This window comes from bacterium, assembly GCA_030704665.1.
Taxonomy (GTDB): domain Bacteria; phylum Patescibacteriota; class Microgenomatia; order Woykebacterales; family RBG-16-39-9b; genus JAUYID01.
This window is the reverse complement of the sequence record JAUYID010000009.1, coordinates 53379-74559: the sequence shown is the minus strand read 5'-3', so window position 1 is coordinate 74559 and position 21181 is coordinate 53379. Positions and strand designations below refer to the sequence as shown.

At 47.7% G+C, this 21181-nt stretch carries 19 protein-coding genes; 10 read left to right on the top strand and 9 right to left on the bottom strand.

Annotated features, from left to right (window positions below):
• The 5 genes from smpB to Q8P13_00525 form a co-directional block, all read right to left on the bottom strand.
• Positions 1-468, bottom strand: a complete 468-nt coding sequence (smpB, locus tag Q8P13_00545; protein MDP2670948.1) for an SsrA-binding protein SmpB — start codon at positions 466-468, stop codon at positions 1-3.
• Positions 465-2384, bottom strand: coding sequence for a hypothetical protein (locus Q8P13_00540; GenBank protein MDP2670947.1), 1920 nt, complete (start codon positions 2382-2384; stop codon positions 465-467). The genes smpB and Q8P13_00540 overlap by 4 nt, the downstream gene beginning before the upstream one ends.
• On the bottom strand, positions 2385-2624 hold the full coding sequence (locus tag Q8P13_00535; protein MDP2670946.1) for a hypothetical protein: 240 nt from the start codon (positions 2622-2624) through the stop codon (positions 2385-2387).
• 2 nt (positions 2625-2626) lie between these two features.
• Complete coding sequence (locus Q8P13_00530) at positions 2627-3172, bottom strand: PH domain-containing protein (GenBank protein ID MDP2670945.1); 546 nt, start codon at positions 3170-3172, stop codon at positions 2627-2629.
• Between the two features lie 66 nt (positions 3173-3238).
• Positions 3239-5002: a SpoIID/LytB domain-containing protein gene (locus Q8P13_00525; GenBank protein MDP2670944.1), complete on the bottom strand. Its 1764-nt coding sequence runs from the start codon at positions 5000-5002 to the stop codon at positions 3239-3241.
• Between the two features lie 105 nt (positions 5003-5107).
• Between Q8P13_00525 and Q8P13_00520 the strand changes: the two genes are divergently transcribed.
• Genes Q8P13_00520 through Q8P13_00495 form a run of 6 tightly spaced genes read left to right on the top strand, consistent with a single transcriptional unit; the run spans position 5108 to position 7815 of the window.
• Complete coding sequence (locus Q8P13_00520) at positions 5108-6019, top strand: hypothetical protein (GenBank protein MDP2670943.1); 912 nt, start codon at positions 5108-5110, stop codon at positions 6017-6019.
• A gap of 4 nt (positions 6020-6023) precedes the next feature.
• The gene (locus tag Q8P13_00515) at positions 6024-6413 is read left to right on the top strand and encodes a hypothetical protein (protein ID MDP2670942.1); all 390 of its coding nucleotides are present in this window, start codon (positions 6024-6026) and stop codon (positions 6411-6413) included.
• Positions 6410-6736: a hypothetical protein gene (locus Q8P13_00510; GenBank protein MDP2670941.1), complete on the top strand. Its 327-nt coding sequence runs from the start codon at positions 6410-6412 to the stop codon at positions 6734-6736. Before Q8P13_00515 ends, Q8P13_00510 begins: the two co-directional genes overlap by 4 nt.
• Before the next feature lie 2 nt (positions 6737-6738).
• Positions 6739-7035: a hypothetical protein gene (locus Q8P13_00505; protein ID MDP2670940.1), complete on the top strand. Its 297-nt coding sequence runs from the start codon at positions 6739-6741 to the stop codon at positions 7033-7035.
• Positions 7022-7354 carry a hypothetical protein gene (locus Q8P13_00500; GenBank protein ID MDP2670939.1) on the top strand — a complete coding sequence of 111 codons (333 nt, stop codon included), beginning with the start codon at positions 7022-7024 and terminating at the stop codon, positions 7352-7354. The genes Q8P13_00505 and Q8P13_00500 overlap by 14 nt, the downstream gene beginning before the upstream one ends.
• A 56-nt stretch (positions 7355-7410) precedes the next feature.
• On the top strand, positions 7411-7815 hold the full coding sequence (locus Q8P13_00495) for a hypothetical protein (GenBank protein ID MDP2670938.1): 405 nt from the start codon (positions 7411-7413) through the stop codon (positions 7813-7815).
• Between the two features lie 9 nt (positions 7816-7824).
• Here Q8P13_00495 and Q8P13_00490 read toward each other — a convergent pair whose 3' ends face one another.
• Positions 7825-9081, bottom strand: coding sequence for a glycosyltransferase family 39 protein (locus tag Q8P13_00490; protein MDP2670937.1), 1257 nt, complete (start codon positions 9079-9081; stop codon positions 7825-7827).
• A gap of 37 nt (positions 9082-9118) precedes the next feature.
• Here Q8P13_00490 and Q8P13_00485 point away from each other — a divergent pair, with 37 nt between their 5' ends.
• A complete protein-coding gene (locus Q8P13_00485) occupies positions 9119-9508 on the top strand; it encodes a hypothetical protein (GenBank protein MDP2670936.1) in 390 nt (129 codons plus the stop codon).
• Between the two features lie 25 nt (positions 9509-9533).
• On the opposite strand, the gene Q8P13_00480 is transcribed toward Q8P13_00485, so the two are convergent.
• Both Q8P13_00480 and Q8P13_00475 read right to left on the bottom strand, forming a co-directional pair.
• Entirely contained in the window at positions 9534-10583 is a 1050-nt protein-coding gene (locus Q8P13_00480) for a hypothetical protein (protein ID MDP2670935.1), read from the bottom strand.
• Positions 10584-10631: 48 nt separating this feature from the next.
• The gene (locus tag Q8P13_00475; GenBank protein MDP2670934.1) at positions 10632-12089 is read right to left on the bottom strand and encodes a M23 family metallopeptidase; all 1458 of its coding nucleotides are present in this window, start codon (positions 12087-12089) and stop codon (positions 10632-10634) included.
• Positions 12090-12194: 105 nt separating this feature from the next.
• Here Q8P13_00475 and Q8P13_00470 point away from each other — a divergent pair, with 105 nt between their 5' ends.
• Positions 12195-14222 carry a hypothetical protein gene (locus tag Q8P13_00470; GenBank protein MDP2670933.1) on the top strand — a complete coding sequence of 676 codons (2028 nt, stop codon included), beginning with the start codon at positions 12195-12197 and terminating at the stop codon, positions 14220-14222.
• 90 nt (positions 14223-14312) lie between these two features.
• Here Q8P13_00470 and Q8P13_00465 read toward each other — a convergent pair whose 3' ends face one another.
• On the bottom strand, positions 14313-17684 hold the full coding sequence (locus Q8P13_00465) for a hypothetical protein (GenBank protein MDP2670932.1): 3372 nt from the start codon (positions 17682-17684) through the stop codon (positions 14313-14315).
• 822 nt (positions 17685-18506) lie between these two features.
• Between Q8P13_00465 and Q8P13_00460 the strand changes: the two genes are divergently transcribed.
• Positions 18507-19067, top strand: a complete 561-nt coding sequence (locus Q8P13_00460; protein MDP2670931.1) for a PrgI family protein — start codon at positions 18507-18509, stop codon at positions 19065-19067.
• On the top strand, positions 19064-21181 hold the full coding sequence (locus Q8P13_00455; GenBank protein ID MDP2670930.1) for a hypothetical protein: 2118 nt from the start codon (positions 19064-19066) through the stop codon (positions 21179-21181). The genes Q8P13_00460 and Q8P13_00455 overlap by 4 nt, the downstream gene beginning before the upstream one ends.

The window sequence follows — 21181 nt, the reverse complement described above, 5'->3', positions numbered from 1 at the left end:
CTACTTGCTGTCCGAATTGGCCTTTCGCTTTTCGGCTCGAAGCAAACTCTCAGTTTGCCGATCCACGGCCTTACGCTTGAGGCTATCTCTTTTGTCAAACTTCTTTTTTGGCAGAGCCAAAGCTATTTCAAGTTTGACAAGATTGTGTGTAATATACAACTTTGTAGGCACAATTGTCAAGTTTGACGAAGTTAGCTTTCCGATTAAAAAATCAATTTCCTTTCTTTTTAAAAGCAATTTACGCTCTCTCTTGGGATCGTAAGATGGATCGAAAGCGTATTTGTAGGGAGAAATAAAGGCATTGAAAAGAGTAACTTCATCTTTGACAATACGAACAAAGCTATCAGCCAAAGACCCGGCTCCTTCCCGCACTGATTTAATTTCAGCTCCGGTCAGAACTATTCCAGTTTCGAGTTTTTCTTTGAGGAAATACTCGAAACTCGCTTTTTTATTAAAAATAGTTTTCATTTGATTCTGAAGCTGAAAATTTTTGCTTGCCGGCTAAAGTAGATAGTTTTTTGTTTTTCCGAAACAACCAGACTGGCTGCATCTTTAATTTTCTCAGACTCATAACTAGCTAAATAATCCCCAGCTTTGTCGAATATTACTACTCTTCCCTTGCTAGCATCAAGGAGATACAAATTCTTGGTTTTCTCGTTAGTAACAATTTTGCTGATTGAAAGGTCTTCCGGGGCACCAAAAAGTTCAAAGTCCTGCCTTTTTCCAGTCAAAAACTTGTAGACCGATCCCTCTGAGGTCCCGATCCAAACACTGCCATCAATCGCCAAACCTGTTGCCTTGGTCAAGTCCGGTGGGGTGGAGGTGAAGTAACTCCGAGCTGAAGTCAGCCCGGCGCCAAATTTCAAATATTTCCAGACCTGCTTCTTTTCTTTGTCAAGAAGGTAGAGGTTTGAAGAATAGATTGCACCATCAACTATTTCTGAGCCAAAACTTTCCCCCCTCAACACTTGATTGCTAGAATTGTCACTTGGGTTGTAGTCAAAAACCTGCCCCGCGGTCAAAAGATAAAGATCCCCATCGAGAGAAGCTAAGTTTTTAAACTTTCTGCCAGCAGTAGCAACAGAAAATCTTTTTGAGGTACTTAGCTTAAACTTAGCTAGCAAACTCTTTCCAGTGTCTAGAGCAATCAAAAAGTCGTCCGCGAGCACAATTTGACTGCTAGTAAAGCCAAGACTAGAAAGGTCTGTCACCTCTTTAAGGGCGCTTGGCGAATAGACCCGCTGGCTCTCCTTTTCAAGGCTATTTAGCTGCTTCTCCAGGCTCTCGGTTTCCGCAGTTGAAGAAAGTTTTTCAGCTTGGGAGAGCAAGTCTCTTCCTTGTGAAATTTGAATTTGCCCCAAACTGGGATCAACAACCAGACTTTCCTTGGCCTGGGTGATTTTTTCCTTTACCTGGTTAACCAAGGCCTGAAACTGTTCAGTTTTTTCCTGATTTCTCGATCTTAAAAAGGACAGACCTAAACTGAAAATTAAAATCAACGCCAAGACAGTCCCAACTTCAAGAAGCCGCAATTTCTGACGTGCCTTCTCATTAAAAATTTCGCCGGGTTGCTTTCTTCGCCAAGGCTCATACAATTTCCTTGCCACTTGAGCAAAAAAAGGTTTAATTCTCTCCCAGATTGGGGAAGCAGTGGCCTTAACTTTTCCAAAAACTACTGTGGAAAACCTGACAACTAAGTCAAGTTTTTCTTTGACGGCGAGGCTAGTGCTGAAAGTTTTTTTATCTGAATCCAGAAAAGTAATTGGTACTTCCTCAACCCCAACTTCTTCAAGCTTCATACGCAGAAGAAGACAGGCGCTGCCAGGAGAAGATTCTTGAGTTTGATCCAGTTTCAGCTTTACTTCCTCAAGACTGTCCCGACCTAAAATCAAAGAAAGCTCTTCTTCGGAAACTGCTTTTGCAAAAGCGCTGTTGACCAAGGCAAGCGTATCAGCGTCATTAAGCATTCCGCTTGCCACAAATTTAAATTTTATTGGTTTGCTCACTTTGTCCCGAGAAAGAAAGATCTGGGTTTCCCCAAGTTTACCGACATAAAGCACCAGGCCCCAAACTACTGCTGTAGTGATTTCCAAGAGGAAATTTTCATCTTTCGTCTCTTCCTGCATACTTCTTAAGGCTGCTTCAAGGCAGGTGAGAACGGTCCCCTCTCTCGGTTTGAGGTATTCATCTTCAAATTTTTTGACCAAACTTCTAGCCCTTTCCTCGAAATCTCCTTCGCCGCTGATCGAGAGCAAAATCGCCAAAGTTCCTTTTTGTCCCGCGCCAACGCCCTCCAAGTCTTCATTGACACTTGATGTAAAAAAAGTGTTCTCGCTTTTTTTACCCTTACTGAGTTTAAATTCGACGTTGAGTGCTTTTCCCATTTAGAAAAAAATGATTACTAGTATTAAAACGGCTAGAGCGAGGAGCAAATTAAGGTTTCCGTAGGCAGTAATCTTACCGTGATCGGCGGTAGTTAAAACCTTGTTCATGACTTGAATCTGTCTTGAAACCAAAAAAGAAATTAGAAGATAGACCAACAAAAAGACGATCAAAACTGTCTTAAAAACTAGACTAAGCTGCGTCCCGGTCAAGGGAAGAGTGCTTAAGAGATCGAATTCCATAGCTAAAGGGGGTTCCTTCCCAAAACTTTTTTGGCTTGCGCTGATAAATCCATGATTTTTTCTTGGACTCCATCTGGATCAGGAATATTCAAAAATTCAAAATTTTCCGTCTCACCAGCGGTTTGGATCATCAAATCACCGTAATCAAAGTGGTTTTGGAAAAAACCAGCCGCTCGATAGGTACTGTCCTGAATGTTTTCCAGTGGAGTTTCAGAAATCTGTTTGTAAAAAAGGTTGAGAAAATCAACATCAACTATTTTTTTGTTGGTGACCAGGTAAACATTAAAAAACCAATAGAGATAGCGTTGCAAGGCAAAACCGATCAGCAAAAGTAGCCAAACAACCAAAAGAAGGGCCGACTGCAAAGTTGAGAAGGGGGAATCAAGCGTCAAACTAAAAAGAAAAAAACCCAGCCCAAAAAAGGCGAGCACGACCACACTAACAATCCAACCTAAATTGGTGATTTCGTGAGCCCGCAACAGCAGTTCAATTTTCTCATCTGGCCCTTGCGTCTCAAAACGGCAGGAAGACAAATCGGTCTCAGACATATTTTACTTTTATTTAAGTTACCTTATTTTAACAACCGTGACTTGGTAGGTAAAGTTCGATTCGGTTTAAAATCTCGATTCAATATTGTAAAGAGGTGTTTTGACCGCTAGCTTTCCCGGCAAACGTAAATTTAGAATGTCAGAAAACACCTGTCCGTCAATCTCTAAATAACCGCGGTTGGTGACAAACTTCGCTTTGCTGGTAAAGCCCGAACCACTGTAAGTAACCGAAGCTGTAGATACACTAGTGTAACTTCCCCCGAGTTGACCAGCTCGCGTCTTCATTTGGCTCAAAGAATAGGGACTGGCCGTTCCTCCCCAACAAGACTTGTAGTCAATCGAAATCACCCGGGCTTGGTCTGACCCACTACCTTTGGTGTAGACAACCCAGGAATTTAGTAGATCCGTAAACTCTGCCTTGGTCAGCCAGGGGTGGCTGCGTCCACAACGAGCCCCGTTGAGATCTTTGTACCAACCTTTGTAAAACCAAGGCGAGCCGCCGATTGCTTCGTAGGCTCCCCCGGAAAGCCAACAGCTAAAGCCGTGGCAAGTCGTATCCCAACCCGAGGTGTTTAAATAACCCCCTGAAGTTGACGAATACTGAAAACTACCACTACCTCCGGTCAGAACCCAGTTTTTGGTGTCCTTGACCGCTTGTTGCCAGGCGGCCGAGTTTTTTTCTTTTTTTACAACCTGGCAACTTTGTGAAGGGCAGATCGGAGATCCGTAACGGATCGCATAACTCCGTGCCGCAACCGCCTGAGCCCGCAAAACCTGTTTTCCTTTACCAGCGTACAAATCGTTCCAATAAGAAGGAACTTCATAGAGGCGCATCAAGTATTCGTCGAAAGTGTAGGTGACATTGTTAAAAGTCTGCCCATATTCATTCGTACCATTGACTTTAATGGTTGCGGGCACAGGATAGCTCTTATTAAGAGTCGTGCCCGGATAGTATGCTTTCAAGATTTGCTGCGCACTTTGCCCTTTGCTGGCTCGACCGAGAGCCCCATATTGGCTCATCCCGTTGCGGTGGGTATAAGCACCAAAGGAGAAGATGGCAAAGGCAGGTCTGAAAGGAGGGTTAAAGTTTTTTTGCGAATTCGGGTCTCCCGTCGGCGGCACACTGCCAATTGGGGAGGAGGTGATGCCGTATTTGGCAGCGATAAGTTCCTTTTGTTGCTTGTTGAGGTTAGTTAGAGTCCGGCGAATTTGTTTGACTTGGTTGTTCAAACTGTTCTGCACACTTGCAGTCGAATAGTAGCTTCCCTCCAAAGCAGCTAGCTTAGAGCTGATCTGACTAGCTAAAGATTCTAGATCGGTTTTGGCCTTGACGATTTCTGTTTGCGTTTTTTTAAAGTCAGCTAGCTCACGGTTGACCAGTTTGATCATTCCCTGAGAATCTCCGACCACCTTACTTTGATAAACCCCAATTTCCGGCAGACGGGAAAGATTCCCTGAAGAAAAAATTAACTCCAAACCGCTTAACTGTGGATGAGTATAAATCGAGCGAATCTGTTGGTTGCGCACTTTGGTCAAATAATCCAGGCTTTTCTGTTTGGAAAGAATCGTCTTTTCGATTTTCTTTAGCTCGTCCTTAGCGGAGTCGATCTGCGTATTGGCACTGTCGAGCTGACTTTGAGTTCCCTGCAGGGCTCCACCGATTGAGGCGAGGTCCTTTTGAATCTGAGCTAGCGCTCTTTGGGCCGAGGTATACTCGGAGTTTTTTTTCTTGATTTGGTTTTGGACATCGTCAAGCTGATCTGCAGAGACAGTTTTGATAAAAAGAGTACTGATGAGGAGAAGAGCCAAAAGACCCAAAGTCTTTTTCATGCAAGAGAATCCATCATAGCTGAATTTGCTTCAGAAATCAAATTGTCACGCTCGGCGGTCAGGAACTTTTGACTTTCTTGTCCCTTTTGGCCTAAAATAGGTTTAATGCCTAAGAAATTTTTTCTTGCCTTTCTTTTAAGCTTTGTTTTCCTGGCCAATTTCTTTTTCTTGGTGGAACCATCTCCAGTCCAGGCAGCAACTGACATTTGTAGTTGGAGTGTCACTCCCAACGCCCCATCGCTAAAAATCGACAAATCAGCTCTTTACTACGTACCCTTCCCCAGCGATGACGATACGTCTGCTACTGTCAATTTCACATATTACGTCGATACAAGACTCACTCCCCAAGATGATGAAGTTTACCCGCCCAATATTTACTGGGATTTTTACGACCACTTCCAAGGCACCCCACGGAAAATGAGTTTACGCATCAAAACTGACCTAACCGGACAGGAAACTTTGGACAATGGAGTCATTTTGACCTATAAGGGCAGTGCTACTTTAGCTGGACGTTACCTAGCAGTAAAATTTAAGGGTTTTGCCGCCGTCCACTATGGGGAACACACCGTCACTCTGGAAAACCCTTCTATGGACAATCCGGCCTCTCCAGGAGGTTCTCTAAAGGATTCGATCAGCTGTCAAACCGCTTTGACGATATCTTTAGTTTCCGACCAAAAAGAACTCGACGTACCACCAGTACCTCAAACCCTTGACGCTGCTTTCGGCAGCCCAACCGGTGACTGTGATAAAGTTTCTCTGGGCTTTACTTCTTGCCCGACCGTCAAAGGCTTTGTCCAGGGCATGCTTTCCCTCTTTTTAGGTTTGGTTGGGGGAATTTCTTTCCTTGTCCTCCTCTACGGAGGAATACGCCTAGTCTCCAGTCAAGGAGACCCCAAAGCTCTCCAGGAAACCCGGGGTGTCATCACCGCCGCGATCACCGGCTTACTCTTTGCCATCTTTGCGGTTTTCCTGCTGCGTCTAATCGGTATCACCGTCCTTGGTTTACCTTTGGGCTAAGACAATGAAGAAAAAACTTTTCTTTAGCCTTCCAATTTTCGCTGCTTATTTTCTCAGTGCGAGCTCAACCCTTGCCGGCGATTTTCCTACACTCAACGATATCACTGATCCTCTGGAGACGAAGTTTGGCTCAGGCTTAAATTTGGGCAACATTCTCACCCTCCTTCTGCCAACGGTAATTGTTTTGGCCGGTATGGTGGCTACTCTGCTTTTGATTTGGGGTGGCTTTAAATACATGACCGCCCAGGGAGATCCCAAGGCAGTTGGCGCTGCCCGTTCCACCATCACCGGAGCGATAATTGGTTTACTTATAATTCTCTCCGTCGGCGTCATCGGTTTTATCATTCAAGAAGTTCTTCATTACAATATCTTCACTGGGAGCGTCGTGCCATGACACCCTTTGCTTCCCCGGTCAACGCTCAAGGAATTGATTTAAGAACTGCCTTCGCCCCGGCCCGAATTTTTGATAGTCTCGGCAACCTTCTCACTTTTATAATCAATTTTGCTCTCGGGGCGGCCGGAGTCGTCTTTTTCTTTCTACTCATCTGGGGCGGGATCCGCTTTATGACTTCTCGCGGGGACGACAAAGCGCTTGGAGAAGCAAGACAAACGATTACCAACGCGGGGATTGGGCTGTTGATAATTTTAGCGGCTTTCATCATAATTCAAATAGTCTTCCGGCTCGCCAACTACACCGGAACACGACTACCTTTTTAATCATGCCAGACTATATCGGGAAAATTAACGTCGGTCTTCTGGGATTAAACTTAAATCCAGATACGTTTATTAAGAGCCTCTATTCACTTGCACTAGGAGCTTCTGGGTTGGTTTTCTTTGCCATGTTACTGGTTGGAGGTTTTCGTTTTCTGACCGCGGGTGGAGATGAAAAAGCCGCCGCCGAGGGTCAAAAGACCATCACCCGGGCGGTGATCGGTATCGTCATTGTTGTGGCGGCGGTTTTAATACTGCAACTAATCGCCACAATTTTTAGAATTCCGGGTATTGCTGTTATTTAACATGCTTTTTCAATTCAACGTCGTCAATTTAAGCGGTTTTACCAATTTGGGCCAAATCCTTCGGGTCCTGCTTTTTCTGGCCTATTTTGTCGCCGGTCTAGCTTTTTTTGCCAATTTGCTCATCGGTGGAATCCAGTGGATTTCGGCCGGTGGGGATCCAAAAAACGTTGCCGCTGCCCGAACGAGAATCACCAACTCAATCATTGGTCTGATAATTGTAGTTGCAGCCTTCGCGATTACCCTGATCGTGGGAGCGGTTCTGGGACTAAATATCTTTGGCTTTAACTTCTCCAGTGTCGAACCCCCACCTGCTCCTTGAGAAGCAAGCAACTAACTACTTGACAAGAAATGACCCTTAGCATTAATCTTAAATTAATGAAAAAACTGCTCTACGCTGCACCGGCACTTTTAGCTCCTTTAGCTTTTGCTCGCAGTGCCTATGCCGCTTGTATTTCTTTTGATTCAACCCAAATTCCTTTCTACAATTTGGGTAAAATCATTTCCAACGTCTTGCTCCTTCTTTTCTTTGTTGCCGGACTTCTCGCCTTTGTCTTTATCGTCATTGGCGGTATTCAGTGGATCACCGCTGGTGGAGACAAAGCTGCTGCTCAAGCAGCTCGAGACCGAATCACTTCGGCCGTTGTTGGTCTTCTGATTGTGGTGGCCGCTTTCGCTATTACCTTGATTTTGGCTAGCGTACTCGGAATCAACATCTTTAGCTTTGTCTTTCCCGGAGCCACCAGAACTGCTGGGGTTGGCACTGCTCCTTGTACCACCTAAAAAGGTTTCCTATTTACCCGGTACGTTCTTAAATTCCACAATTCCCGAAACTATTCGTGAGTAAAAATAAGGTACCTTTAGTGCTGAAATGAGCGGGTAATAGACAACAAAGAGAAGTAGGCTGACCGCAACCAGACTGTAGGCTAGGCTAGTACTTCTCTGCCAAACTTTTTTGATCCCCAAAGCAAAGCAAAAACAGAGAAAGGGAAGGGCGGGCAAAAGATAGTAATGAAGAGAGTAGCGCGGACTAGCTAACCAAGGAGCCCAGAGGAAAAAGACTGCGCCAATGACGAAGATTTTTTCTGGATCAATTTTGTGGCGCTGTTCCCAAATTAAGTAAGTTAAGGAAGCAAAACCCCCCCACAAAACCAAAGGGTTAAAAAAGAAAAGGATCGTCCGGACCGTACCATCCCTAACTTCCCCAAAGAAAGGGAAGACCGGATCAAGCAGCCAGCTCCAAGCCGGAAAGGGGTAAAATTTACCTTTGAGCCCCGAAAGTGCTTCAGCCGTTTTACTGGGAACAAAATTGTTATGGTACTGCACCATCCAAAAGTGGGTTTCTACAAAACCCTCCCAACCGTGTTTAACTATTAAAGGAAGGTAACTAGCCAAGTAGACCGCTCCAATCAGTCCTAAGATTGCAAACAAAGACAGCATTTTTATCTGCAGACTCTTTTTCCAGAAGACAAGCAAAAAGAGTATCAGCCAAAAAATAATCAGTACGGAACTCCATTTGGACGCAAAAGCTGCCCCCAAACTTAGACCAGCGAAAGCGAGGTGGTGTACTCTTCCTTCTCTCCAGAGCCTAAAGACAAAGTAAGCTCCCAAAAAAGAAAAACTTGCTAAGTAAATATCGATTGTTCCGACTCGCGAAAGAGCAAACCAGCCAAAATCGAAAATAAGAAGACTACTAGCCAAAAAGGCAACTTTCCTACTCCTAGTTATTTCTTTAGTCAATAAGTAAAGAACCACCACACTCAAACTAGCCAGCAAAACCCCAAAAAACCTCCAGCCAAAAAAATTGTCCCCAAAAAGTTTTATTGAAAAAGCAAGGAGCAACTTAGCTAGAGGAGGGTGCTCCAAATTAAGACTTGGGTTGCCTTCAAGATACCCACGGGCGGCGGGTAAATAATAGGCTTGCTCATCGAAATAGGCTTGGGCTGGTTCCCAAAGGCGAAAGAGTCTCAAACCAAAATCAAAGAAAAAAAGTCCAAGAAGCAAGTATTTTTCTTTTAGCCAAACCTGCGTTTTCAAAAAATAAACCAAGTTTGACGGCTTTATTTTATTGTGGGAAGATATATTCATGGCTAAGATCCTGTCCACAGTTTCGGCTCTCCCCGCCTTCCTTTTACTTGGCAAGCCCGCTTTCGCGGCTCAAGTTACCGCTAAGGACGGCTATGTCCATATTGACCAGCTCACCGTTCTTTTTGGCAATGTCCTCAACGCGATTGCCATTCTTGCAGGTTTCGTAGTCCTAATTTACCTCATCATTGGGGGTTTCCGCTACATGACCGCCCAGGGGGACCCTAAGGCCCTTTCCCAAGCTCGTCTGACCCTTTTTTGGGCGGTGGCTGGACTGGTCTTTATCATTGCTAGTTACTTGATCATCGGTTTTATCGCCCAGTTTACCGGCATCGGCAAGATCGGCACTTTCTGTGTCCCTGGTTTAGGTGGGATCAATTGCCCAGCGTAAAACCTAAATTTCAGAGCTTCAAAGATTATTTAAAATACTTGGAATCAACTGCAGGTAAATCGACTAGAGCCTCGTAAAAACGGTTATTTTTAACTGCCTGCGCGGAAAATTCAAAGACCGGCTGCAAGTAGCCCGTTTCCAAATCGTTATAATAAGCTAACTGCCCTGTCTGGATAAAGACTGAGGTTGGGTTGGCTTCAACAAAACCGCCACCATCCTGACTTTGGTTGACATAGCCGACCAAAGTACCTTTACCGGCCAAAAGCTGCTTTCTTACTTCCCCGTCCTTTTTCAAAGGATAGCGAGCCGAAAGGCTTTTCACTTTCAGATTGTTCAAGAAAAAGCCCGAGACCTCGTCATTGCGGGTGACCGTCACCGAAACTTCATCACTTCCGCCTTGCAATCTGATTGGGAGACCAGCAACTTTTTTCTGAAAGCTGATCGAAACTACAGTTGCGTCGTCCGCGGTGGTACCGTAGTGACTAATGTCGAGAGTTCCCTTTGGGGGATTAAAGTAGAGGACATTACTTACCTCCAAACTAACTGGTTTATCAGCGTAAAACAAACCCAAACTATTAAGAAAGTTTTTAGCTTTTTCAGTTGCTTGGACAAGGTTTATTCTCTTATTGAGGTTTTTAGCAAAAATGGCTTTTATTTTATTCGCGTCCTTAAAGGAGATTGTGCCCGCCGAGGCAACGATATCAAGAATCTTATTAAAGGACTGATAGTGCCAAAGCGAACCGCCTGGAGTTTTTACCTCTTTTGGTTTATCACCAAAACCGAGCCGACTAGCCAAAGCTTTGCTCTCAGCTTCACTGACGGCCCTTTTTTCCACTTGAAAGACTTCTGCTCGACTGTAGTTGGGTATTTTTATCTGACTTAAGTTCCAAATTGGTTGGCCCTCGATCGTACTAACCAGCTTCGGTCGCTCGAGTTTTCCAAAAACAGTGTTAATTCGTGTAAACCACCAATTGATCAGACTGAAGGTAATAATGATCGAGCCAACCACAACCAAAAGTAACAAGACTCGCTTTTGGTTTTCCAAAATAAGTTGTCGCAATTTATCCAAATTCATAGTTTGCTAACTTTAATAGTACTCCTTCAAAAACTCTTCAACAATTCATTACGACCCCGGTGGTAGAGCGTTACAAGTTCCCCAAGTACCAGGGTCGCTGACACCGGCGTAGTCTGGCAAGCCCGTGCCCGGGTCGATATCTGGAATGTAACCCAAAGCGTTGGTCGAAGGAGTGTAGTTGAAAGGGTTTTGGATAGCACCATTTTTGTAAATTTCGTAGTGAACATGAGTTCCGCCCGAAACCCCGGTGTTATCTTCAGTTCCGATCACCTGGCCTACCACTACTGGACCACTGACCGTAGTTCCAACGGCGAGATGCAAAAACTTCACTTGCCAGACCCCGTCCGGGCTGGTCACGGTGACAATTTGATTTCCCGCCCTCCCAACTGAAGCAACTGCACTGCCGGTCAAAGTACTATGCACCGGTGAACCAAGAGCAGTACCGGCAGTGTCAGAAATATCCATACCGTAGTGGGTTCCGCCGAAGTAAGTGTAGCCGGGAATATTTATTCCCAAAGGAGTAAAAATTGTTCCTACGATTGGACAGCCTTGAGGTGGAGCATTGACGGGGTTTCCAATGGTAACAAAAGCTACCGTGCTGGCTAGGCTACCACCCCCATTGACTCGGACGGTGTTAACAACAACTCTTTCATCACAAGTACTCGGCATCCTCACCTTAATAACCGGGGAAACCCAAGTCTCTCCTTGGGCGATATCGACTCCGCTAAAGGTTCTCACTGTTCCCAAACTCGGCTCATCATCAAAAGAGTCTGTAATGGAAACCGTCTGATCAGAATCTGAGTTGTTTTGAACCGTAATCCGGTACTCGACATCAGCGGCCGTGCCAGAAGCACATTTCACAATGAAAACCGGACTCGCGGTTTTGGAGACACTTATCGTCGGGGGGGTATAGGTACCACCCCCTGCTTCAGATGCCGAAGGACGGACAGCGTCATACAAATTCATCACTCCGAAAACAAGCAAAGCTATTACAGCCGCCACAAGTGCAGCCGGAGCTAGACAACAAACAAGGCAGGCTCCGCAGCAAGTAATACAAAAACCCGCAATTGGCCAAACTACTACCTCAAGGATCTTAGCAAGCGCTCTTTCTCCGCCTTTGATCAGACTTCCAAGCACCGGCAGTTTTTTCGCTGCCAGATAGGCGAGCATGATTGCTTCACTTATACCAAAGGTTTCAGGAGTAGCCGCCGCGGCAACTCCTTCTTCGGCTGCCTCAATTGCGGCTGTTTCGGCCACCGCCGCACCAGTCCTACCGACTGCCTCAGCACCTGCTTTTCCGCCGGCGGTGAGGGCTCCCCGCTCTCCGGCAGCTTCACCTGCCTCAACCCCGGCCTTACCAGCAGCAGTAGTAGCACGACCGGCAGCGGCTTTTTTTTCTAGGCCTTTGGCGGCTTTTTCAACACCGCGATCAAGGGCTTCTTCACCAAGCTGTTCTCTTTGCTCATTTTGGGCTTGTTCTTCTGGGTCGTCAAAAAAATGGCTCATGGCAGTATCTTACCTTCTTCCATTTTAGGGCTCTTTTCCCTGATTTACAACCAAGGCCTTGGTTGCAAACAAGAGCAAAAGTGTTTTATACTTTAGTCACTGCCTATGTTCAAAAAAGGTTTACTGCAAAAACTTCTCTTTGGCTATCTCTTGGTATTTTTTAGTCTGGTTTCTGCTGTCCCTGCTCTTGCAGTCGAAGCAGATCCTACTCAACTAAACTTATCCACTCAGACGAAAACCTCAAATCAAGCGCTTCCTTCCTACCAAAATACGAATGACGAGACGAATTCCTCTTCTTCGCTGACGGACAGCTCAACCGCCCTAGCTCCCAGCGACCAAAGAGCGGAACTTCCAGGAATTCTCAATCCCTGTAAGGCTCCAGGAATTGGTAAGGCCTGCGGAGCAGTTCAAGATGCCTACAACGGAGTAACTGATTTGCCGGGAACTATTTTCGGTTGGCTGAAGGGAAACATAGTTGATCTATTTTACCTAGCAGTTCAGGGTGGGATTGCCGTGGCATTAAAAATTATGGGCAAATCTGTTTGCACAATTCCCCTAATCGACCTGCCTTTCTGTAACAACAATGCTTTTCTGAACTCCCCAGATGAATACAACGTTTTCATGGTGGCTGATATAGCCATTGGTGGAGTCTACAAAGCTATTCCTTACCAAAGCCCGGGCTCTTATGTGGCTGACGCGCTCAAAGATAATCTTCTGGGAATCGGCTCGGCCAATGCCCAAGGCGGCGTCGGTCCGGACTCAATTGATACCGCTATCGTCAAAGATACTTGGGCCAAGGCGCGCCAACTGGCTCTCATCTTCATGGTTCTAGTCATGCTCGCTATCAGCGTCATGATCATCTTCCGCCGTCGCCTGCCAGACAAAAACGTGGTTTCTGTTCTCAACTCGCTACCCCGAGTCGTCCTTGCTCTTTTTCTGATTGTCTTTAGCTTTGCAATCTCCGGGCTCTTTCTTGATTTTATTTTTCTTTCCGTCAATATAGTCCGTGACTATTACTCCAATGGTGTCCTCAACGGGGTCTTCAATGTCCTTTCGACCAAAGCCGGTGGTGAACTGATCTGGATTCCGGTCTTTACTCTTTTTAGTACTAACAGTTTCATTGATTACAACGCCATTGGCGGTCATATACCAGTTTTAGGTGGAGTTGCCGCTATTGGCATCTCAGCCTCTATTCTGCTGACTATCGTCATCCCCCTGATTGATATACTGATCCGCCTCTCAGCTTTTGCAGTCGCGGTCTGGCTTTTTTGGAAACTGCTGACTACTTATGCCAGCATGCTTCTCCTCATCATCTTCAGCCCTTTCTTTTTCCTGGCCGGAGCTCTCCCCGGCTATGAAAGCATCATCAGTAATTGGTTCAAACGTATGGCGGCGGCCGCCCTAGCCTTTCCGGCAGTTGTGCTCCTCATGCACCTAGCTCTCAGTTTCATGTGGTTTTCCTCTTGGTGGGTACAAATAGGTCCGGGCAATGATCCCATCAAGGTTCCGCCTCCAATTGGTTCCAATATTTTAAATCTACCCTATTTGATTGGGATCGGGATTCTTTTCTTTGCTACCAAAGTCCCCAATGCTCTTCAAGATCTCTTTGGTGTCAAAGACACTACTCGCGGTGGTCTCTCCGCCGGCCCTCTGATCTTTGCTCCAGTGAGTGCTTACACTAACCTTACCAACCCAAGGACAAGTCCGATAAACTCAATTAAACCTATTACTGAAAGAATCAGCAATTTCAAGATACCTTTTACTGCAGGGCGGCTGGGTGCTAATAAAGCTGGAATAGGCATCCCCGGAGCGGGGAAATTGGATAATCTTGTAACTAGTGTCGGCAACACAGTCTTCCAAGACCCAACTAAACGCTGGAAATCTAGATCAGAGGCAAACGCAGGTGCGGCAGTTCCGGCAGCTGACCGTGAACAGGGGGCTCAGGGAGCGGGCGCCGCTGCAGGTGGAGGTCAAGGTGATACTTCTAGACCCCCTGTCAATATGGGCGACGTGGAGGGAATTCATGATCTGAACGCTGCTGCTCGTGAAGCTGCAGAACACCTAAGAAGTATTGGTCGTACTCTTCGCCAAAACCCACCTAATAACACTCCGCCTGACAACGAAAACACCTAATTTAGCCAAAGAAAAAGGCCCCCGGACGCACTTGTAGTGTGCTTTTGTCCGAGGACCCTTCTCTCTCCTTACATACTCTTCCCTTCTAACCTAAGCCGCTGCTAAATGGATTACCGGCCGTTCGTGACTCCTCTCCTCCTCGCTGGTCAGTGAGACCGCACGGAAATGGCGGGTAGTTCGGTAAGCCCAGTAGATCGCGTTCAGCCTCCAGCGGCCATGCGGGTTCAACTGAGCCGGTCGCTGACCACCAAAGAGAATCCGTATTGCTTCCGCCTCAACCTCTTCCCAACCATAGCGGTAACCTTTCCCGTCAATACGGCGTTCCCAGATCATCTTCGCCAGCTCGTGAGCATCGCGAGGATTGTCTGGGTAGGAGTGGTCCTTGATGTATTCGGCAGTGTGGAGGATCTTGACCTCCTGAACCTTCTCGCCCTTCCAGAACAACTGTCCTGTGGACTTAAACCACTCGCCAGTCACCTTACCGCTATCAAGAGCAGACCTCATCCAATCATTCTCGTTCAGGTCACCGGTCCCAAAGGCTGAGACTGCCTCAGCGTGGGACTTGAGAGCCGGAACTACTCCATTCACCCAAGACTGCCTACCCTGAGCACGAACGAGATAGGTTTCCGCCTCTGTATCACCCAGACGCCGCCCCAGGCCAGAGTGAGCTAGTCCGGTGAAGGTACTGGTCGAGAAAGCAGTCGCGTAACCAATGAAGGTGTCGTCTGCCTCTCCTCTGCCGATATGCTCGTGAGCTCTCCAGTTGAGCGGTGTGTAAGCATCTTCGAAGTCTTTCCTGGGCCGGTCCTGAAGGTTCCACTTCTGCCCATCTGGAGCCACCATGATTACGTTCGGCATGTGAATGCCGGGGTAGCCGTTGGCAGCCTTCTGCAAGTCCGGCAACGGGTTGAAAATCCCGTTGTGGATGTCGGTGCTAAGCGTCTCGTCACAGTGTAGCACCATCCCCTTCGGCGATTGTCCAGCCCACATCCCCCAGGCAACGTCCTGCTGACGCAGGAAATTGGCTCGGGTGGCACGCAGGTCCTCGCTGATGCGTGTGACACGCATGTTCTGCTCGTGGAAGAGATACCAACTCCACGAACCCTTGTGAATCTTGGCAACATAGCGAGGGTCGATGTAGAACATGAGCTCGAGTTGAAGGATGTAAAATTCCTCATCGAGCTTGCCATCGAAGGCTCCGTTCTGATCGTAGTCGTTCGGCAAGTAGTTACGTAGCCCCGGCAGATCCTTGAGAAGATCGTCGAAGGTGTAGCCCTTGCCGTTGGCAGCCTTGGTGGCCCCCGTAATATTTAGCTTCACCCCACCCGTGATACTGGTCTTGCGACCGATCAGGTTGGTAGCGATGGCCGTGTCCGCGGGCCGCCGGTCGTAGTAGGGATCCTGAACGAACTGGGCCACGAAGAGGTTCTCGTCGCAGCGCTTCTTCCAGGCCTTCTTGACGGCCTCTTCTTGAGTCGGTACCACAACATCTGTGGCTGGGTTCGCAAGTGCTCTCTGTATCATTACCGAGGCACGAGCCCCATCCTCTGAGCTGTAGCGTGGCTCCCAAAGAGGGTTGCCTAGATCGTTGCGCAGAATCTTGCCTGTTCTCGGGTCTCGCCTCTGCTTGTACAAGAGACACCAATTGAGGCGGAACTTTGGATCAGCAATCCACGGCTCTGCGCTGCGCGGACCACCAATTCCTCGATCTCGTGCCTGGCCAGGGCGATTCTGGTCGAGCTGACCAGCATCATAAGCCATGGTTAGAGTTCGAGTTTGTACTTGATCTTCATTACGCCTCTGCTTATCACGATCCTCCTCGATCGTGAGACGTACCTCTTTCGCCTCGGTAAAGTCAGCTTGACCGTCCCGAGTGATACGACAGCTCTTCACAATATGCGCGAAGGCGTTGACGTTACGGCACTTCTTATCCGCCAGGGTCGTTATTGACGTGGCGGTGAGGATATCTGCGTTCAACTCATCGGAGAACTGCTTCTCCTCTTCCCCGCCTTGGTTTCGCAATGACGGGAGCCGACGCATCACTTCACGACCGCCTTCGTCCCGAGTGAATTCGACACCTTCCGGAAGCTCTTCCCGGTAATCGGTGCGAATCTGATTTGCCAAGGAACGTACAAAAGCGTCGCTGCAGGATGGAGTTATCCAGAAGGTTCGACCTTCAGGATAATCGTCCACAAAATCCCCCACTGCGTTCGGGGACAAGTGGAGTGGGTGACTCTTCGGCAGCTTAACCCTGAGGCTAGCTCGTTGAAGAGCCTTCGCCCGCATGTTCTGCTGCCACTCCCAGGTTCTTTCGAAAGTGTAGCCGTTGATCAGGTACTTCTGCGTGATATTGTACTCGGCCAAGGTTGAGAGGCCGTGGTCATTGAGCAGAGTGATCCTGATCTCGGGAATCAGTCTACCGCGAGCCTCATCATACTCTGGAGTTCCCGCGTAAACGATCCGTCCGTCGACCCGCTTGTCGAGCAGGTGTTTCAGGCTGGCCGAGTAGGGATCGCGAACACGATCCTGCTCTTCCAGCGGGCGGTCCATATTGCGGGCCTTCTGCCGGCGGAGCTCGTTGTACTCAGCGAAGAAGTACTCCTCTGGGATCTTGCCACCCAGCACCCGAAGATGCTGTTGGTAAGTCTCGGGGTGGTTCCGGCCGAGTATCCAGCGCCGCTCCATAATGACACGGCGATTGGCCTCGTTGGGATTGCCCTTGGTACTCCAGTCCTCACCGGTCAATTCTTTAAGGTCCTTCAGAAGCTGGAGAAGGTCGTTCTTAATCGTCTTCTCCTCACCCGTCTGAAGTACACTCGGTAGCTTGCCGGTATTGTTCCAGATCCTCTGAACTCGTGCGTAGACCTTGCTGTCTTCGGCCCGAATGTCGGCGTCGCCCACAGGCTGGAAGTTGTACTTCCACCCCATGAATACAGAACCGGTGGCGACTATCGGAGTGCCATCACGGTCCCTATCGGCCTTCTGAATGTCCAAAGTAGTACTAGGCTCCCTAAAAGCCCCTTGATCCGTTGCCTGTGCTGGAACCCGTCTGCTTTCTCTTTTGAGAGGCCAACCCTTTTCGTCATGTGTGGGTCCGTCAGTTTTCTTGTACTCCCAGACATACCACTCGGACGAGACATACAAGGGGCGTTGGATTCCCCCTTCAGTAGTACGAAACTGCTGCTGTACTGAGAACTTGGCTTCTCGAGTTACTGCGAAAAAGACCAGCTTCGAGTGGTACCGACGCTGAATCATTTCCATACTCATGACTCGATCGTAGTTATTACTGCTGTCCCTCCACCCGAGGTGAAGCAGATGCTGATTGTCGTTGGCGTAGGGGGTCCCCTCGCCAGCTAGATAGCCGTAGTCAGTCAGCCAAGCAGCTTCCTTTCCACGGAGAATCGCTTCTTCCTGAGGTGTTAGTCCCTCATCAGGAGTTGCGTCATCGATACCGTCTGTCATTTTGCACCTCCCAGTGCTGCTCTTGTTGCTATGCAACTCGTTGTTGTGGATCAAAACGTACTAGCCTGAAAGCCAGACGTGTAAGTGAAGTTGATCCCCAAGCGAGTGCATAAAAGCAACAGCGCATTGGGGGGAAGATAAAAGCAAGCTCTAGGCTGCCTATTACAACTAGTTTAGCTCTTTTTTCGCTACTAGAGGCCATTTTCTAAGCTCAGCTTCCATCTTTCCCCCAAGGCTCTCGCGCACTTTGAGGTGAACAATTTTCTAACTCTTTAATTGTAAAAGGGCTACTCAACAAAAAACGGGCTCTGGTGATCATTGCTGATTGCCAGAGCCCGTTCTTTCAGCCTTATGCCGAAAGACCCCATTGCTGGGGATTGGCTCTAGCTTTCTGTTTCTGAAGCTTAAATGTCTTTTTCATTTCTGTCAGACTATTTTTCCGGGGTCTACCTTAGCCGGTTTTTAGTTTGAGCTATTATAACTCGACTGAAGCTAAAAGTCAAGACTATAAGCTTTTCTTGAGAGCTAAATCAAGAAAAGCTTGCGCTCTTCGAGCTTGGGACCTCGAAGGCCTAAAGACTTTCTTCGCTAATTTTGCTGCGGAAAAGGCCCGAATCAGGGTTATCTTTATAGCTAGTTAGAACTACTTTGAAGCACTTGCTTTTGAGGCTAAAGAACAGCATAATTATGCTTGCGATCAAAAGAAGAGAGAAGCAATTAACTTACTTAATGTCTCTTTTGGCCTGATTTATCGAGATTTTTTCGCCGAAAGAAGTGACAAAGCAAGGAAAAACTCGCTTCCCGAGTTTTAAACAAAAAAGTATGCAGTCTCATCCTGTCCCGCAGAACATAACTGGGTTTGAATTTAAATTAGTTGGTTTTCTGACCATTCGTCAGTTTGGTTATTTGGCGGCTGCGGGTATTCTCTGCTTTGTTATTTATCTCATACCTCTGTATATAATAGTTCGCTTTTTACTCATCTTTCTAATCGGTCCTCTGGGCTTGGCGCTTGCTTTTTTGCCGATAAACGACATTCCTTTCGATCGTTGGCTTGTTGCTTTTGTCCGCTCCGTCTATACTCCAACCCAGCGAGTTTGGCGCAAAGAGCCAGTTGAGCTCGGCTTCTTAGCTCCTGAGTTTTCCATCTATCTCCAACATCAGCAAGGACCAAAGCCAATTGCCCACTCCGACAGGGCCAAACTTAACCAGTATTTGGTTTCTCACCACCACCTCGGAGCCAAATCGGCTCTTGATGTGGAAGAGGAAAAAAGACTAGGGCAGCTCAGCCAACAAGTCGCCCAGATGACCTCAGAAATTAAATCTTCCCCACCAGGACAAGTTTTACCCCCTCTTGGCGCAGATGATTTGGAGGCTTCTAAATGAGCAATGAGGTTCTGACCAAAGCTGCGGCAAAGCTGCGTACCTTTGTTCACATCCCCACCCTGCATCGTTTTTCACCGACCGAAAAGGCGCGGACTATCAGTGAGACTAAAGAGGATAAACCAAAAATTGCCTCCGAAGTTGGCTTCAACCCCGTCGCCACCGTCAAGATGGGTCGGAAGCTAGTCTATGTCAGAGGTGTCAACAATAGCCAACCTCGTTACCTTCGTCCTGTTGCTCTTAATGGCCAAGCAATTTTGCCCGTTCGCGGTGAGCGTGTCTTTGAGTTTCCGGAGAGCTTGCAGGCTGGAATTGGTTCCCAAGTTCAGGCCGCTGCCAGGCCCCTACTCGAGCCGCAAACAGCTCCTATCTACTTGGGCGTCCCGGCCCCAAGCTTCAAAAGTCAGATTTCCCCTTTGGCTGACCGCAGCAAACTGCTTTCCGAGCTAACCAAAACTACCCAGGCTGCCCGCAGTCTTTTGAGTCAACGAAACCAAAAACAGGCCGTGGCTCAAGCAGCTTCTCAGGCTCTTCCTGTTTCCGCCAAGACCGTCGCCGTCAACCAGCCAGCTCCCAAGCCAGTTGTTGGTAGCTTGCCGGCAACAAAAACGCCTGAACCACGGCTCGAGGAGACCAAAAACCCAACTGCGGGGCTGGGCGCTTCCGCTCAACCCGAAACCAAGACACCAAACCCTCTCCCAGCAGCACCCCCCAAAGAAGAAGGGCGCGAGTTGCCCCAACCTAACAAACAAATTAGCCTGCCGCCAACTCTCAAGGCAGAGCCGACCCCTCCAAGTCAAAAAATTAAATTTGAGCCCAAGGAGGTTGTGGTCTCTGAAGTGCGTCCGCTCGGGCCCTCGACCGAAACCAAGGGCTCGCCACTTGAGTCCCTAGCCAAACTACCGCCTTTGGCCGAGAAACTGATTGAGCTTTCAAAAAAACCCTCTGAGCTGACCAAGGCTTCTTATACCCCAATAAATATCCCGGCTCAAAAAGAATTACTTCCCGAAGTAGCTGAACAGAACCCAGTAAGCGCGCTAGCTAGTACAAGTGTTGAGGCGGTCAAAGAACCCGCCGTTAAAGCCCCCGAAAGCCCACAACCTACCAAAACGGCCCTAGAAACTGAGGCTGTCGAAAAACCAAGCGGGGAAAACCCGCAACTAGTACCTCCAAGCCCTCCTAAAGTGGTTGAAGAAAAACAAACCGAGCCAAAAGAAGTTAAACTCGAGGCTTCTGAAGAAAAGACTGGTCAAGAAGTAATCAAACTCCCGGGCAACCTGGAAGAAACATCCAAGAACCTCGATATGAGTAAAATGGGCCCCACCCAGCCACCTCTTGTCATCAACAACCCGGTAATAATTTCAGAAAAACAGGCGGCCCAAATTGCCGAACCCGTTAAAACTCCGGTCGATCCGAAAGTTTTGGCCCACCGCGCCGATCGCCAAGAAATTCAAAAAGATACCATTGTGGCAGAAGGCAAACTTGCCAAACTGGGCCGAGAGCAGCTCTCCGAAGGGGAGCGGGACAAGTTGTCTGATACTTTAAAAAATTTGGAGCACCAAGCAGATATCATGGTTCAATACGAGGGGCTTCAATATCAAGGTGAAAAACAGAGAATTGCGGCCGAAGTTCACCTTCTCAACGAGCAGATCGACAAAAAAATTCGGGAAAGTGAGCTAAAGGCCAGAAACGAAGGGGAAGCGGCGACCGAAAGACAAAAAGAATTGGTAGTTCAGAAAGCCAAAATTGCAGAGGAAGTAAAGGCTCTCGCCGAGAAGGAAAGGGCCAAGAAAGCGCGGGGGAGGAATGTTGTAGCTGCCCAGCCGGCTTTTGGAAAAATGATTCCGCCCAAAGTTTCCTTCCCCAATGTCGTCAATGGGATTGTTCGCGACAAGGGGGGTTTACTCGTTTCTGGAGCAGTCATGATTATCAAAGATGAGAAGGGGGAGCCGGTTCGGGCTCTAAAATCCAACAAAATTGGTCAATTTGTGATCTCCACTCCTCTACCCAACGGGACTTACAATATTGAGCTTGAAAAAGATAGTTTGGAATTCGACATTACCCAAGTTCAATTAGGCGGGGAAATCATGAAGCCAATTGAAATCAAGGCAATTTAA